This is a genomic window from Janthinobacterium sp. TND4EL3 (assembly GCF_900156175.1).
Taxonomy (GTDB): Bacteria; Pseudomonadota; Gammaproteobacteria; order Burkholderiales; family Burkholderiaceae_D; genus Janthinobacterium.
The window spans coordinates 38320-53331 of sequence record NZ_FTMV01000006.1 but is presented as its reverse complement, the minus strand read 5'-3'; the positions used below and the strand labels follow the sequence as shown (position 1 = coordinate 53331).

General features: G+C 64.2%; 11 protein-coding genes. 7 read left to right on the top strand and 4 right to left on the bottom strand.

Annotation, left to right across the window (positions count from 1 at the left end; translation table 11 throughout):
• Positions 1-3: 3 nt before the first annotated feature.
• A complete protein-coding gene (locus BXA07_RS11305) occupies positions 4-2202 on the bottom strand; it encodes an OsmC domain/YcaO domain-containing protein (RefSeq protein ID WP_076568044.1) in 2199 nt (732 codons plus the stop codon).
• A 204-nt stretch (positions 2203-2406) separates the two neighbouring features.
• On the opposite strand from BXA07_RS11305, the gene BXA07_RS11300 reads away from it, so the two are divergent.
• On the top strand, positions 2407-3165 hold the full coding sequence (locus BXA07_RS11300) for a substrate-binding periplasmic protein (protein ID WP_083708170.1): 759 nt from the start codon (positions 2407-2409) through the stop codon (positions 3163-3165).
• 93 nt (positions 3166-3258) lie between these two features.
• On the opposite strand, the gene BXA07_RS11295 is transcribed toward BXA07_RS11300, so the two are convergent.
• A complete protein-coding gene (locus BXA07_RS11295; RefSeq protein ID WP_076568042.1) occupies positions 3259-5661 on the bottom strand; it encodes a TonB-dependent receptor plug domain-containing protein in 2403 nt (800 codons plus the stop codon).
• A 177-nt stretch (positions 5662-5838) separates the two neighbouring features.
• Positions 5839-6624 (bottom strand): PhzF family phenazine biosynthesis protein, encoded by a 786-nt coding sequence (locus tag BXA07_RS11290; protein WP_076568041.1) that lies wholly within the window; start codon positions 6622-6624, stop codon positions 5839-5841.
• Positions 6625-6721: 97 nt separating this feature from the next.
• Here BXA07_RS11290 and BXA07_RS11285 point away from each other — a divergent pair, with 97 nt between their 5' ends.
• Positions 6722-9859, top strand: a complete 3138-nt coding sequence (locus BXA07_RS11285; RefSeq protein ID WP_076568040.1) for an error-prone DNA polymerase — start codon at positions 6722-6724, stop codon at positions 9857-9859.
• A gap of 39 nt (positions 9860-9898) precedes the next feature.
• A complete protein-coding gene (locus tag BXA07_RS11280; protein WP_076568039.1) occupies positions 9899-10378 on the top strand; it encodes a GNAT family N-acetyltransferase in 480 nt (159 codons plus the stop codon).
• On the opposite strand, the gene BXA07_RS11275 is transcribed toward BXA07_RS11280, so the two are convergent.
• The gene (locus BXA07_RS11275; protein ID WP_076568038.1) at positions 10379-11788 is read right to left on the bottom strand and encodes an FAD-binding oxidoreductase; all 1410 of its coding nucleotides are present in this window, start codon (positions 11786-11788) and stop codon (positions 10379-10381) included. It abuts the gene before it with no gap.
• 189 nt (positions 11789-11977) lie between these two features.
• Between BXA07_RS11275 and BXA07_RS11270 the strand changes: the two genes are divergently transcribed.
• The 4 genes from BXA07_RS11270 (at position 11978) to BXA07_RS11255 (ending at position 14978) form a co-directional block, all read left to right on the top strand.
• Positions 11978-12883, top strand: coding sequence for a ChaN family lipoprotein (locus BXA07_RS11270; RefSeq protein ID WP_076568037.1), 906 nt, complete (start codon positions 11978-11980; stop codon positions 12881-12883).
• Positions 12884-12999: 116 nt separating this feature from the next.
• Complete coding sequence (gene exbB / locus BXA07_RS11265) at positions 13000-13755, top strand: tonB-system energizer ExbB (RefSeq protein ID WP_076568036.1); 756 nt, start codon at positions 13000-13002, stop codon at positions 13753-13755.
• Positions 13756-13758: 3 nt separating this feature from the next.
• Entirely contained in the window at positions 13759-14184 is a 426-nt protein-coding gene (gene exbD / locus BXA07_RS11260; protein WP_076568035.1) for a TonB system transport protein ExbD, read from the top strand.
• Positions 14181-14978, top strand: coding sequence for an energy transducer TonB family protein (locus tag BXA07_RS11255; protein ID WP_076568034.1), 798 nt, complete (start codon positions 14181-14183; stop codon positions 14976-14978). Before exbD ends, BXA07_RS11255 begins: the two co-directional genes overlap by 4 nt.
• Positions 14979-15012: the final 34 nt, after the last annotated feature.

Below are 15012 nucleotides of genomic sequence, written 5' to 3'. Positions count from 1 at the left end.
AGGTCAGGCGGCAGCCGCCCTGGCGCGCGCCGCGTGCAGTTTCTTGAAGCTGTCGATCAGGCGCTCGTGCCGGTCCAGGCCTTCCAGCTGCATGCTGGTCGGGGTCAGGCCGAAGAAGCGCACGCTGCCGTCCACCGAGCCCAGCGCCGCGTCCATGCGGGCGTCGCCATACATGCGGCGGAAATTGACGACGTAGTCGTCCAGTTCCAGCTCGTCATCGAGTTCCACTTCCAGCACCACGTTCAAGGCTTGATAGAACAGCTTGCGCTCGACCGTGTTGTCGTTGTACTGCAGGAAGGTTTCCACCAGTTCCTTCGCTTCCTCGAATTGCTGCAAGGCGAGATGAATCAGCAGCTTCAATTCCAGGGTCGTCAGCTGGCCCCACACCGTGTTTTCGTCAAACTCGATGCCGATCAGGGTGGCGATGTCGCCGTACTCGTCGAGCTCGCTGTTTTCCAGCCGGTCGAGCAGGTCTTCCAGGCGGGCGTCGTCCAGCTGATGCAGGTTCAGGATGTCGGCGCGGAACAGCAGCGCCTTGTTGGTATTGTCCCAGATCAAATCTTCGACCGGATACACTTCCGAGTAACCGGGCACGAGGATACGGCAGGCGACGGCGCCCAGCTGGTCATACACGGCCGTGTACGCTTCCTTGCCCATGCCGGCGAGGATGCCGAACAGGGTCGCCGCTTCCTCGGCATTCGAGTTTTCGCCGTGGCCGGAAAAATCCCACTCGACAAAATCGTAATCGGCCTTCGCGCTGAAGAAGCGCCACGAGACGATGCCGCTCGAATCGATGAAGTGTTCGACGAAGTTGTTCGGCTCGGTGACGGCTTCGCTGGCAAACGTCGGCTGCGGCAAGTCGTTCAAGCCTTCGAAGCTGCGGCCCTGCAGCAATTCCGTCAGGCTGCGCTCGAGCGCCACCTCAAAGCTCGGGTGTGCGCCGAACGAGGCGAACACGCCGCCCGTGCGCGGGTTCATCAGGGTGACGCACATCAGCGGATACACGCCGCCCAGCGACGCATCCTTGACCAGCACGGGGAAGCCCTGTTCTTCCAGGCCGGCGATGCCGGCCACGATGCCCGGATATTTCGCCAGCACTTCCTGCGGCACGTCGGGCAGGGCGATCTCGCCTTCGATGATTTCGCGCTTGACGGCCCGCTCGAAAATTTCTGACAGGCATTGCACCTGCGCTTCGGCCAGCGTATTGCCGGCGCTCATGCCATTGCTGACATACAGGTTTTCAATCAGGTTGGACGGGAAATACACGGTCTCGCCGTCGGACTGGCGCACGTATGGCAGCGAGCAGATGCCGCGCTCCGCATTGCCGGAATTGGTGTCGATCAGGTGCGAACCGCGCAGCTCGCCATCAGGGTCGTAGATGCCCAGGCTGTATGCATCGAGGATTTCCTTGGGCAGCGCATCCTTGCGGCCCGGCTTGAACCAGCGCTCGTTCGGGTAATGGACAAAATCCGCGTTGGCGATGTCCTCGCCCCAGTACGCGCCCGCGTAGAAATGGTTGTTGCTGAGACGTTCGATGTACTCGCCCAGGGCCGAGGCCAGCGCGCTTTCCTTGCTCGCGCCCTTGCCATTGGTAAAGCACATGGGCGAGTGCGCGTCGCGGACATGCAGCGACCACACATTGGGCACGATGTTGCGCCACGAGGCGATTTCAATCTTGATGCCCAGGTTCGCCAGCACGCCCGACATATTGGCGATGGTCTGCTCCAGCGGCAGATCCTTGCCTGCAATGAAGGTATGCGCTGCGCCGGCTGGATTGAGCATCAGCAAGGATTGCGCATCGGCATCCAGATTCGCGACTTCTTCGATGACGAATTCTGGCCCCTCCTGTACCACTTTTTTTACCGTGCAACGCTCGATCGAGCGCAGGATGCCCTGGCGGTCCTTGGCGGAGATATCTTCCGGCAACTCGACCTGGATCTTGAAAATCTGCTTGTAGCGGTTTTCCGGATCGACGATGTTGTTCTGCGACAGACGGATGTTTTCGGTGGAAATATTGCGTGTATTGCAATACAACTTCACGAAGTACGCGGCACACAGTGCCGATGAGGCCAAAAAGTAGTCGAACGGGCCAGGCGCCGAGCCATCGCCCTTGTAGCGGATGGGCTGGTCGGCAATGACCGTAAAATCGTCGAACTTGGCTTCGAGACGCAGCTTGTCGAGAAAGTTGACTTTAATTTCCATGAGGTAATCCAATACTGTGCTTATGAGTTAGGCGCTATTATCCGTGCTTTCCGCCGCGGGGCAAAGAAAGTTGGCCGCACCCACGCCGCTCGCTTTGGCCTGCAGGGATGGCTCAAGCGTGGCCTGGGGACTCGCGGCGATGCATGGAGCCAGTTCGGGCATGCCATATAATGTCCGAATTGAATACACGAACGTAGCAAAGTGATGAACGTGATAATTTTCAGGCGGCTTGCAATTGCCGTGATGTTGCTGGTGCAGCCCTGGTGCGCCATGAGCGCGCCGCTCAGGATTGAAACCATCCACGGCCCGCCGTGGGGATTCGTTGGCAGCGATGGCCGGCCCACCGGCATGATGTACGAAATCGGCAATCGCATCGCAGAAGTGGCCGGCTTCGCCTACACCAATTCCCTGATCCCCTATCCCAGAACCGCCGCCGATATTGAAAACGGAAGCGCCGACTTTACCATACGTTTCGGCAATGAGCAGATGACGCGCGGCGCCGTGGCGGTCGGCGTTGTCGTGTCGATGCCTGTCATCGTGGTCGGCCCGTCGGGGACGCACTACCGTCATCTGGACGAATTGCGCGGCAAGACCGTAGGCATCGTCCGCACCAGCAAATATGTAGAGCAATTTGATACGGACAATGCGATCCAGAAGTATTCTGTCAATGACTACGTGGCAATGGCAAAAATGTTGTCAATGCGACGTCTGGATGCGGGAATAGGCTCCAGCGTGGGCTTGTATTACGGCGCCTATATGGCCGGCATCAAAGCGGCAGACCTGGGTACTCCGCTCGTCCTGGGCAGCAACGATTTCATTCTGTTTTTATCCAGGAAAAACGCACGCCCGGAAACCCAGTTGGCATTAAAAGAGGCGCTACGAAAACTCACCAGCAGTGGCGAGATCAGGCAGATCATGGGCAAGTACACCAAATCGTTCAGCATGGATCTGCCGCAGAAATAAGCTGTGCGCCAGATCCGGCGCGTCGAGGCAAGTGGAAACAACAGCGGCTGCCCATGCCGGCGCAGCCGCTGTTTTCTTATGCGGACACGGTGGTCAGAACTTCACCCACAGCCGTCCGAAATACGAGGCGCCGTTCAGGCCGAACTGCACGCTGTCGTACTTGAAGCCATTGTCCGTCTCGTCCGCGTTTTGCGTGGTGGGCTTGACGTTGAAGATGTTGTTGCCGCCAAAGGTCAGCTTGGTGTTTTTGTTGATGCTGTAGGTGAAGCTCAGGTCGGCCGAGGTCTTGGCCGCGTAATGGGCGTTCGGTACGCCGGCGGCCGTGCCGCTGAAGGTGCCCAGGGTTTGCGGACCAAAATAGATGATGCGCAGGTCCGACTCCAGCTTGCCCGTGACGTAGTCGAAGCCCAGCGTGGCTTTCGAACGGGGGCCGCCCTGTTCGATGAACAGGCGTTCGCGTTCGGACAGCAGCACGTCTTCGAAGCCCGCCAGCGAGGCGGGCGTCTTGACTTTCGTCACTTCCGTTTTGCTCAAATTCAAGGCCAGGAAGGTGGTCAGGCGGTTGCCGGCCAGTTCGCCCTTGTGCGAGGCCGTCAGGTCCAGGCCGCGCGTGCGCGTATCGATGGAGTTAACGAAGAATTGCGCTTCGCCCACGCCCAAGAGGGCCAGGCGCGCGGCCAGGTCCGGGTAGTTGTCGGCATTGAAGCGGCCCGACAGCACGATGCGGTCCTTGATCTTGATGTTGTACAAGTCGGCCGTCACGGAAATGGCTTGCGTGGGCGTCCAGGTGGTGCCGAACGTAAAGCTGGTGGATTTTTCTTCCTTCAGCTTGGGAATGCCGGCCGCATTGGCGACGGTGCCGCCGTTCGGCGCCAGCACCACGTCGGTGGGCACGCCGCCGATGAAGTCGGTGAAGGTGGACGAGAAATACACTTGCTGCAACGATGGCGCGCGGAAACCCGTGCTGGCCGAGCCGCGCAGCAGCACGTTGGGCGCCACTTTATAGCTGGCGGCCAGCTTGCCCGTCACGGTGGAGCCGAAATCGCTGAATTTTTCATAGCGCAGGGCGGCCTGGGTTTTCAGGCGTTCCGTCCAGTCCAGTTCCACGTCGGCATACGCGGCGATGCTGTGGCGCTTGGCCTTGGTGGCGTCGCCTGGCTGGAAGCCGGGAAAGCCCTGGCTGCCCGCATTGCCGCCCACGCCCACGCCGTCGGCATCGATGTAGGAGTTCGGCTCGCCCGCCATGATCTTGTACTCCTCGCTGCGGTACTCGGCGCCGAAGGCCACGTTCATGCCGCTCATTACCGTATCGTAATAGCGGCTGAAATCGGCGTTGCTGGTCAGCTGCTGGAACGAGAAGCCGCCCGCGTCAAAGTTGCTGGCGCTGATGCCCTTGCCGCCGTTCATCAAGTCGAGGTTGGCGATCGAGGCGTTCAGGGTATGGCTGATGTCGTAGCGCATCTTGTTGTAGCCATAGGTTTGCGAAAAGTCAGCATGCCATTCGCCGATCTGGCTGCGGTGGCCGATGGTGGCGTACTGGTCGTCGATCTTGCCGTTAATGAAGGGCACGAAACCGTTTGGATACATGGCGGCCGAATTGCGCGATGGAATGTCATCGCTGCCGATGCCGCCCCGGCCGAACGCGGCGCTGGATGCGTCGCGCGTCTGCGCGCCGGCCGTGAAGTACAGCTTGCCCGTGCTGCTGGTGGCGTAATCGCCATTGACGTACAGGGTCTTGTTCCTGGCCTTGGTGTCGCCGATGATGCGCATGCTGTCCGCGTCGGCCCGGTTCGAGCGGCCCCGGTCCAGGTATTCGCCCGTGATGGCGAGCGTGCCCTTGTCGCCCAGCGCGATGCCGCAGTAGGCGGAGGTCATGTAATTCTTGCCGTCGCCGGCCGAGTACTGGCTGTAGCCGGCCACCGCTTCGCAGCCCAGGCTTTTCTTCAGTTCGATGTCGATCACGCCGGCAATGGCGTCCGAGCCGTACTGGGCCGCGGCGCCGTCGCGCAGCACTTGCACGTTCTTGATCGCCAGCAAAGGAATCGCATTCATGTCCGTGCCCGTGTTGCCGCGGTTGCGCGCGCCAAACAGGTTGACCAGGGCCGTCGTGTGGCGCCGCTTGCCGTTCACCAGCACGAGGGTCTGGTCCGAACCGAGGCCGCGCAGGGCGGCTGAATCGACGAGGTCGGCGCCATCGGCACCCGTCTGGCGCGTGGAGTTGAACGAGGGCGAGATGTATTGCAGCGATTGCGCCAGGTCAAACTGCCCGCCTTGCTCGGCCACCTTGGAAATCGGAATGATATCGACCGGCACCATGGTGTCGGTGGCGGAACTGGCGACGCGGCGCGAGCCGACCACGCTGACCGTTTGCACGGGACCGTCCGTGGCGGCCGTGTCGCCGCTCTGTGCCATGGCGGCGGGGCTGAACGTGGCCAGGGCGGCGCTGCCGTAGAGGCTGATGAGGATGGCTTGACGCAAGGTGGTGAGGGTGGGCACGCGGTGTCTCCAAGTGGCTGATGAGCAAGATTCGTGACTTGATTCTAGTGCCTTCATTTCAGCATTCACCAGCGATACTTTGTTTTGTTATTACAAATTTACTGTAACTGTTGTTTCCTGGTTGATTATCTTTTGGCCGCTGCCCCGCTTGCCTTGTACCGGTGCGCGCTGCCCCGTTCAGGTGCTGCGTTGCACCATGCCGCCCACCCAGATTGCGTCTGCGCCGTAGTGCACCTCGATCAGGCACGGCTGCTGCATCACGTGGCCCTGATGCAGGCGCAGCGACCGTTGCAGATGCGCTGACAGCGCGCCCGCCGCCACGCCCGTGGCGCTGTCTTCGAGTGCCGGGTCGCGGTGGTTGAAGTTGCGCCCCTCGAACTCGTTTTCGCCCGTGCGGCAATACGCGTAGCAGCCGCTGACCTGGTGCAGGGCGCTCCAGTCGGCGATCAGTTCCAGGTTCGGCCGCAGCGCGCGCAGGGTGGTGCGGTCGGCCACTTCCAGCAGCAGCTTCGGACTGCCGACGGAGGCGATCACGGGCGGTGACGGCAAGTGCATGTGCTGGCCCATGAGTTCGGACGGCACATATTTTTCCACCGTGACGGCCGGCGCGGGCTGCGGCGCCAGGCCGATGAATATCCCTTCCGCGCGGCGCAGCAGCTGCAGGGCTTGCCCGCGCATGGCGGTGCTCACCGTCAGCGCCGCCGGAGCGCCGGGCGCCGTCAGCAGCACGTGCGCGGCCGCCAGGGTGGCGTGCAGGCACAGGGGGCTGCGCGTGTGCGGATAAAAATAGTCGAGCACGATGCCGCCGTCCGCCTGGCGGTCGAGGAAGACGCAGGCGCTCACTTGCCGCGCGCGGGCGAAGTCCTGGCGCTCGGCTTCGCTGCTGCCGTCGTTTTCCACGACCAGGGCCGCATTGCCGTTGCCGGGAGCGGCGCCGAAACATTTCAGAAGTTGGACGATCATGGCGGTCGGGGCAAAAGGGAAAACGCCAGCATAAACGATAAGCCCTATTCCAGATGAGTATAATATACTGTGTTTATATACAGTATTGAGGTGGATCATGTGGGGCGCAGTCTTACCCGAGTATGCTGAGTTGTACTGCCTGAGCAATTTCAGCTTTTTGCAGGGGGCCTCGCATGCGCAGGAGCTGGTGGCGCGCGCAGTCCAGCTCGGTTATCACGCACTGGCCATCACGGACGAGTGTTCGCTGGCCGGTGTCGTGCGCGCCCATGCGGTGGCCAAGCGGGCCGACTTTCCGCTGATCATAGGCGCGCATTTTCACCTCACGCAGGCCGACGGCAGCGCGGGGCCGTCGCTGCTGGCGCTGGTGCGCGATTGCGAAGGGTACGGCAACCTGTCGGAACTGATCACCATGGCGCGCACGCGGGCGGCCAAGGGGCGCTACTTGCTGACGCCCGACGATTTCGCCGCGCCATCGGCCGGGTTTGCCCATTTGCGGGGGCTGCCTGGCTGCCTGATGGTCTTGCTGCCCGGCTATCCGGCCGAGGCGGAAACCGTGCGCGCGCACGGCGCGTGGATGGCGGCCACCTTTGGCGGCGAGCGCAGCTGGATCGGCCTGAACCTGCTGCAGCGGGCGCAGGATGATGCGCACCGCGGCGCCGTGCAGGCGGCGGCGCAGGCGCTGGGCCTGCCCGTGGTGGCCGTCGGCCATGTGTGCATGCATGTGCGGTCGCGCAAGCCCCTGCTCGACACCCTGTGCGCGATACGCGTGGGTAAACCCGTGGGCGAGTGCGGCTATGCGCTGGCGCAAAATGCGGAGCAGCATCTGCGCGCCCGTTTGCGCCTGGCCAATGTGTATCCGCCGCAAGCGCTGGCGGAAACCGTGCGCCTCGCGGGGCTGTGCACGTTTTCGCTCGACAGCCTGCGCTATGACTATCCCGGCGAGCTGGTGCCGGACGGCCACACGCCGGCGACGTATTTGCGCGAAGAAACGTATGCGGGCGCGCGCGTGCGCTTTCCGCTCGGTATCCCGGCCAACGTGCAGGAGCAGATCGAGCAGGAACTGGAGCTGATCCGGGATCTTTCCTACGAAGCGTACTTTTTGACCGTCTACGATATCGTGCGCTTTGCGCGCTCGCAAGACATCCTGTGCCAGGGCCGGGGCTCGGCCGCCAATTCGGCCGTCTGCTATTGCCTGCACATCACGGAAGTGGACCCGGCGCGCGGCAATTGCCTGGTCGGGCGCTTCATGTCGCGCGAGCGCAACGAGCCGCCCGACATCGACGTCGATTTCGAGCACCAGCGGCGCGAAGAAGTCATCCAGTATATCTACGGAAAATATGGGCGCGAGCGGGCCGCGCTGGCCGCCGTGGTGATCAGCTACCGGCCCAAGAGCGCCTTGCGCGACAGCGGCCGGGCGCTGGGCGTGGACCTGGCCATCGTGGAAAAAGTATGCAAGGCGCATCGCTGGTTCGACGGCAAGCACGATCTGTTGAGCCGCCTGGCCGAATGCGGCCTGGACCCGCAGGCGGCACTGTCGCAGCAGTGGGCTTCGCTGGCGCAGCAGTTGCTGGGCTTTCCCCGCCATCTGTCGCAGCATCCGGGCGGCTTTGTGATTGCGCAAGGAAAGCTGTCGCGCCTGGTGCCGATAGAAAACGCCGCCATGGCCGAGCGCAGCGTCATCGAGTGGGACAAGGACGACCTGGAAGAACTGGGCCTGATGAAGGTCGACGTGCTGGCGCTGGGCATGCTGTCGGCCCTGCGCCGCGCCCTGGAACTGGTGGGGGCGCGGCGCGGCGAGCAATTCCGGATGCAGGATATTCCCGCTGAAGACCGCGCCACCTACGACATGATGTGCGAGGCCGATACCGTCGGCGTGTTCCAGATCGAGTCGCGCGCGCAGATGAGCATGCTGCCGCGCCTGCGCCCGCGCACATTCTACGACCTCGTCATCGAAGTGGCGCTGGTGCGCCCCGGCCCCATCCAGGGCGGCATGGTGCATCCGTATCTGCAGCGGCGCCAGCGGAAAGAAGCGGTCGAGTATCCGAAGGGCCTGGAAAAGGCGCTGGGGCGCACCCTGGGCATTCCCATCTTCCAGGAGCAGGTGATGCAGGTGGCCGTCATCGCGGCCAATTTCACGCCCGGCGAAGCGGACCAGTTGCGGCGCGCCATGGCGGCGTGGAAACGCAAGGGCGGCATGAATAATTACCAGGAACGCATCGTCAGCGCCATGGTGAAGAATGGCTATGATAAAGAGTTTGCCGACGCCATCTTCAGCCAGATCGAGGGTTTCGGCGAATACGGTTTTCCCGAGTCGCACGCGGCCAGTTTCGCCCTGCTGACCTACGCCAGTTCCTGGCTGAAATGCCACGAGCCGGCCGCCTTTTTGTGCGCCTTGCTCAACAGCCAGCCCATGGGCTTTTACAGCCCCTCGCAACTGGTGCAGGATGCCCGCCGCCATGGCGTGCCCGTGCTGCCCGTCGATGTGGCCGTCAGCGGCTGGGAGGCGGCCCTGGAAGGCGAGGGGAGGGCGCCGGCCGTGCGCCTGGGCTTGAACAGCCTGTTCGGCATGCGCGCGCAGGCGGCCGCGCGCATCGAGGATGCGCGCGCCATCGCCGCCTTCGTCGACGTGGCCGACCTGGCGCGGCGCGGCGGCCTGGACCGCCATGACTTGCAGGTGTTGGCTGCCGGCAACGCGCTGCACGCGCTGGCCGGGCACCGGCGCGCGGCGCTGTGGCAGGCGGCCGGCGCCGTGCCCGACAGGGACTTGCTGCGCGATACCACGCCAGAGGAAGACTTGCCCATGCTGGCCGCGCCCACGGAAGGCGAGAGCATCGTCAGCGATTACCGCGCGCAAGGCCTGACCCTGGGGCGCCACCCGCTGGCGCTGCTGCGCAAGTCATTGCTGGAACAGCGCTTCCTGCCCGCGTCCACCCTGATGACTTACACGAGCGGGCAAGTGGCGCGCGCCTGCGGCATCGTCACCGTGCGCCAGCGTCCGGGCACGGCCAAGGGCGTGCTCTTCATGACCCTGGAAGACGAGACGGGCACGGTCAACGTCATCGTCTGGCCCGACCTGGTGGAAAGCCAGCGGCGCGAGGTCTTGAGCGCGCCGCTGCTGGGCGTGTACGGCGTGTGGCAAAGGGAGGGCATGGTGTGCAACCTGGTGGCCAAGCGCCTGGTCGACATGTCGCATTTGCTGGGGCGCTTGCGCACGAGCAGCCGCGATTTTTGTTGATGCTTGTCAACATCGTCCGGACGGTGGCATGATTGTCATATGACTACCTTACCCGAACCGACACTGCGTCCCGCCCTGGTCGCCGACGCGCCCGCCATCGTCGCCCTGATCGACGACCTGATGCCTTTTCTGACCCTGCACCCGGACGGCGCGGGCGCGGAAAAGTTCATCGAGCACTGCCGCCAGCCGGCCATCGAACAATATCTGTCGCTGCCCAACTATGCTTACCAGCTCGCGCATATCGACGGCGCGCTGGCCGGCGTGGTGGCCATGCGCGACAACACGCATCTGTTCCACATGTTCGTGCCGCGCGCCCTGCACCGGCGCGGCATGGCGCGCCGCCTGTGGCAGGCGGCCCGCGATGCGTCGCTGGCCAGGGGCGAGGTGACGGCGTTTACCGTCAATTCCTCGGTCTACGCCTTGCCCCTGTACGAAAGCCTGGGCTTTGTCGCCACGGGGCCGAAGGTGGAGACGGGCGGGATTGCCTTCGTGCCGATGCGCATGGCATTGACGCCCTGATCACCAGCGCACGATCTTGCCGGGATTCATGATGTTCTTCGGGTCCAGCGCATGCTTGAGGGCGCGCATGGTGTCGATGGCGCCCTCACCATGTTCTTCCACGAGAAAAGCCATCTTGTGCATGCCCACGCCGTGTTCGCCGGTGCAGGTGCCGTCCATGCCGATGGCGCGCGTGACCATGTCGCTGTTGACCTTTTCCGCGCGGGCGACGTCGGCCGGGTCGTCCGGGTCGACCAGCATCTGCACGTGGAAATTGCCGTCGCCGACGTGGCCGATGATGGCGTAGACGAGGCCCTGCGCCTCGCAATCGGCCTGGGTGGCCAGGATGCATTCGGCCAGGCGCGAAATCGGCACGCAGCAGTCGGTGGAAATGGCGCGGCTGCCGGGGCGCATCTGCAGCAGGGCGAAATAGGCGTTGTGGCGCGCGGCCCACAGGCGCGAGCGGTCTTCGGGGCGGCTGGCCCACTCGAAATCGCTGGCGCCGTGTTCCGCCGTGATGGCTTGCACCAGCTGCGCCTGCTCGGCCACGCTGGCCGGCGTGCCGTGGAATTCAAACAGCAGCAGCGGCTTTTCCGGCAGCGCCATCTTGTCATAGGCATTGATGGCCTTCACGCCATTTTCATCGAGAAACTCGACCCGCGCCACGGGAATACCCATCTGGATGGTCTGGATCACGGCGCTGACGGCTTCGCCCGTGCCGGGAAACGAACACACGGCCGCCGAAATCGCTTCGGGCAGCGGATACAGTTTCACGGTCACTTCCGTGATGATGCCCAGGGTCCCCTCGCTGCCGACGAACAAACGCGTCAGGTCGTAGCCGGCCGAGGATTTTTTCGCCCTGGTCCCCGTCCTGATGATGCGGCCGTCCGCCGTGACCACCGTCAGGGCCAGCACGTTTTCGCGCATGGTGCCGTAGCGCACGGCATTCGTGCCCGAGGCGCGCGTGGCGGCCATGCCGCCCAGCGAGGCATTGGCGCCCGGGTCGATGGGGAAGAACAGGCCCGTGTCGCGGATTTCCTCGTTGAGCTGCTTGCGCGTGACGCCCGCCTGCACGGTGGCCGTCAAGTCTTCATCATGCACTGCTACCATGTGATTCATTTGCGACAGATCAATCGTCACGCCGCCATGCAGGGCCAGCACGTGGCCTTCGAGCGAGGTGCCACTGCCGTAGGCGATGACGGGCACGTCGTGCGCGCTGCACAGCTTGACGGCGGCCGCCACTTCCTCGGTGGAATGGGCGAAGATGACGGCATCGGGCAGCATGGGAGGATAGCTCGACTCGTCGCGGCCATGGTGTGCGCGCATGGCTTGCGTCATGGAAAAGCGGTCGGCAAAGATCAGGGAAAGTACGGCAGCAAGAGATTCGGGCAGCGGTTTTTTCAGCACCGCCAACTGGTCAGTTTGATTCACGCAAGTCCTCCGTTTTTTTTATTCTACTCCGCGCCCGGGGATTTCACCGACGCGCCATTTGATTTTTTTGCCGCTTGTAAAAAATTCCGCCCGGCGCGCCGTGCATTGGTTGTAAATGAGAATCATTTCCATTAGAATGCCCGCCAGTAGTTATTTTGCAATGCGTGCTTCCACCCGAAAGGCCATGCCATGAAATTCCCCCTGTCCCTCGCCGCCGTCCTGCCCGCCTGCGTGCTGGCGCTGAGCGCCTGCAGCAGTGTCGCGCCCGTCACAGGCACGGTCTCCGCCGCCACGGCGCAGGACGTGCGCCAGCTGGGCGAGATCGTCGACCTGCGCAGCGGCCAGCGCTTGACTGCCGAGCAATTGCTGGCCCGGCTGGCCGCCGCCCCGAGGGTCATCGTGGGCGAGCAGCATGACCAGCTCAGCCACCACCGGATCGAGCAGTGGCTGCTGCAGCAGTTGCAGGGCCAGCGTCCGCAAGGCAGCGTGCTGCTGGAAATGCTGAACCCGGACCAGCAAGCCAAGGTGGACAAGGTCAAGCCCTGGCTGCAGACGGACCCCGTCGTGCGCCCCGAGCACGTGGCCGAGCTGCTGGCGTGGCAACCAGGCTGGAAGTGGGCGCAATATGGCGAGCTGGTCATGACCGTCATGCGCGCGCCGTATCCCGTCTGGTCGGCCAACCTGGACCGCAGCGAAATCAAGCAGCTGTTTGTCGACCAGCCGGCCGTGCAGGGCAAGCATTCGAACCTGGCCAACGAGGGCAAGGTGCATGACAAACTGAAAGACATCATCCGCGTCATGCACGACAACCAGATCGACGCGCCGCGCCTGGCGGCCATGCTGTCGGTGCAGCAGCAGCGCGACCGCCGCATGGCCGAGCGCCTGCTGGCCGCGCCCGCGCCGGCCCTGCTGATCGCCGGCGCCTACCATGCCCACAAGGACCTGGGCGTGCCGCTGCACGTGCAGGACTTGACGGGCGGCCCCGCGCCGCTGGTGCTGGTGCTGGCGCAGCAGGGCGCCACGGTGCAGGCGCCGCAGGCCGATTTCGTCTGGTACACGCCAGCGGCGGCGCCCGCCGTCGCCAGCGCCAAGTAATCCGTTGTAATTCCTCCCCAGCAAGCTTCTTCGCAGCAGCCAGGTAGTTTTTCCGATTTTTTGCATGCGCGTGCGCGCCGTTGGCGCAGCCATGCCTGTTACCTGTTGAAGCTCCCATGCGTATCCTCTGTATCAAAGCCGCCGCCGGCGGCGTGTTTCTTTCCCTGTTCCATGCAACGGCGCAAGCGTCCGCCTTGCCGCACGATATGTCGCCGCTGGGCATGTTCCTTGCCGCCGACCAGGTCGTCAAAAGCGTGCTCATCGGCTTGCTGCTCGCCGCGCTGGCCACCTGGGTGGTCCTGCTGGTGAAGGGCGCCAGCTTGCTGCAGGCGCGGCGCGCGGCGGCGCAAGCCGTCGCCGTGCTGAAGACGGCCACGTCCCTGCCGGATGCGGCCGTCAAGGCGGAGGGTGCCGGTGCAGCCTCGCTGGCGCAGCAGCTGCTCGCTGAGGTACAGCAGGAGCTGAGCCTGTCGCACGCCAGCGCGCCGGCGGAGTCTTTGAGGGAGCGGGCCGGCTTTCGCCAGGAACAGTTCATTGCGCAGCAGGTGCGCGCGATGACGCAGGGCATCGGCCTGCTCGCCAGTATCGGCGCCGTGGCGCCCTTCGTCGGCCTGTTCGGCACCGTGTGGGGCATCATGAACAGTTTTATCGGCATCGCCGTCAGCCAGAGCACGAATCTGGCGACCGTCGCGCCCGGTATCGCGGAAGCCTTGCTGGCCACCGCGCTGGGCCTGGTGGCGGCGATACCCGCCGTCGTCATCTACAACGTCCTGAGCCGTGGCATCAATCAGTACAAGGCGCAGCTGCGCGCCGCTTCCGCGCAAGTGCTGCTGATGCTCAGCCGCGACCTCGACGCGCGCCGGCAGGCCTGAGCCATGGCCAGCCTTTTCCCGTCGCAGGACGACGACGCGGCCGACATGCCGGAATTGAGCGAGATCAATGTCACGCCCTTCATCGACGTGATGCTGGTGCTCTTGATCATCTTCATGGTGGTCTCGCCGCTGGCCACCGTCGACCTGAAGATCGACTTGCCGGCCGCCACGGCCCAGCCCGAACCGCGTCCCGACAAGCCCCTGTTCGTTTCCCTGAAAGCCGACCACAGCCTGTATCTGGGCGAGTCGCCCGTGGCGCGCGAGCAATTGGGCAGTCTGCTCGACGCGCAGACGGGCGGCGACCGCCAGCGCACCCTGTTCTTCCAGGCCGATAAGCAAGCCGCGTATGACGACGTGCTGGGCGTGATGGATGCCCTGCGCCGGGCCGGCTACCTGAAAGTGGGCCTGGTGGGCCGGGAGGGCGGGTGAAAGGGCCGTACACGCTGGAATTGCGTCCGGTATTGAGCTGGGGCATCGCCACGGCGCTGGTGGCGGCCACGGCGCTGGCGCTGCTGCTGTGGGCGGCCTGGCGCCCCGCGCCCCTGGCATCCGCGCAGCCGCCCGCCAGCGTGATGGTCGTGTTTGCCGCACAGGCGATGTCGCCGGAGACACAACAGGCGGCAGCGGTCGGGGCGCGCCGGTCGGCCGCGTCCAGCGCCGCCCAACCGAAAAAGAGTACGACCAGGCAAGAAGCGCTGCCCGTGCTGGCGCGCGCCGCCGCGCCGGACATTGCCGTGGCGGAACAAGAAGCGAAGGCAGAAGCCAGTCCGTCGCCTGATCCCGGCAAGGATGCCGCGAAGGAAGCTGCCGTGCCCGCGCAGGCCAGCAGCAGCGCCACGCCCGCACCAAGCTCCGTGCGCGGTCCGCAGGCGGCGCCGTTCGACAGCGACACGCCGCCCGCCAGCGCGGCGCCGGCCAGCTGGCAAAGCCGGGTGCTTGGCCACCTGGCCCATTTCACGCGCTATCCGGGCGACGCGCGCCAGCGCAAGCGGGCCGGCGCCGCCTGGGTGCGCTTCCAGGTGGATGGCGACGGCAAGCTGCTGGCCAGCGAACTGGTCACTTCGTCGGGCACGGTGCTGCTCGACCGCGAAGCGCTGCAAGTGCTGCAGCGGGCGCAGCCGCTGCCGGCGCCGCCCGCCAGCGTCTTGCACCAGGGCACGGTGACGGTCACCTTGCCCGTGTCGTTCAAGCTCGATGCCGGGAGCGGCCACGGCGCCAGCTGATTTTTTCACATTATTTCAATCACATAACAAATCG

Coding starts and splice junctions, on each gene's coding strand:
- BXA07_RS11305 (WP_076568044.1), bottom strand. CDS start 2,202: ATGGAAATTAAAGTCAACTTTCTCGACAAGCTGCGTCTCGAAGCCAAG.
- BXA07_RS11300 (WP_083708170.1), top strand. CDS start 2,407: ATGAACGTGATAATTTTCAGGCGGCTTGCAATTGCCGTGATGTTGCTG.
- BXA07_RS11290 (WP_076568041.1), bottom strand. CDS start 6,624: ATGATCGTCCAACTTCTGAAATGTTTCGGCGCCGCTCCCGGCAACGGC.
- BXA07_RS11285 (WP_076568040.1), top strand. CDS start 6,722: ATGTGGGGCGCAGTCTTACCCGAGTATGCTGAGTTGTACTGCCTGAGC.
- BXA07_RS11280 (WP_076568039.1), top strand. CDS start 9,899: ATGACTACCTTACCCGAACCGACACTGCGTCCCGCCCTGGTCGCCGAC.
- BXA07_RS11270 (WP_076568037.1), top strand. CDS start 11,978: ATGAAATTCCCCCTGTCCCTCGCCGCCGTCCTGCCCGCCTGCGTGCTG.
- exbB (WP_076568036.1), top strand. CDS start 13,000: ATGCGTATCCTCTGTATCAAAGCCGCCGCCGGCGGCGTGTTTCTTTCC.
- exbD (WP_076568035.1), top strand. CDS start 13,759: ATGGCCAGCCTTTTCCCGTCGCAGGACGACGACGCGGCCGACATGCCG.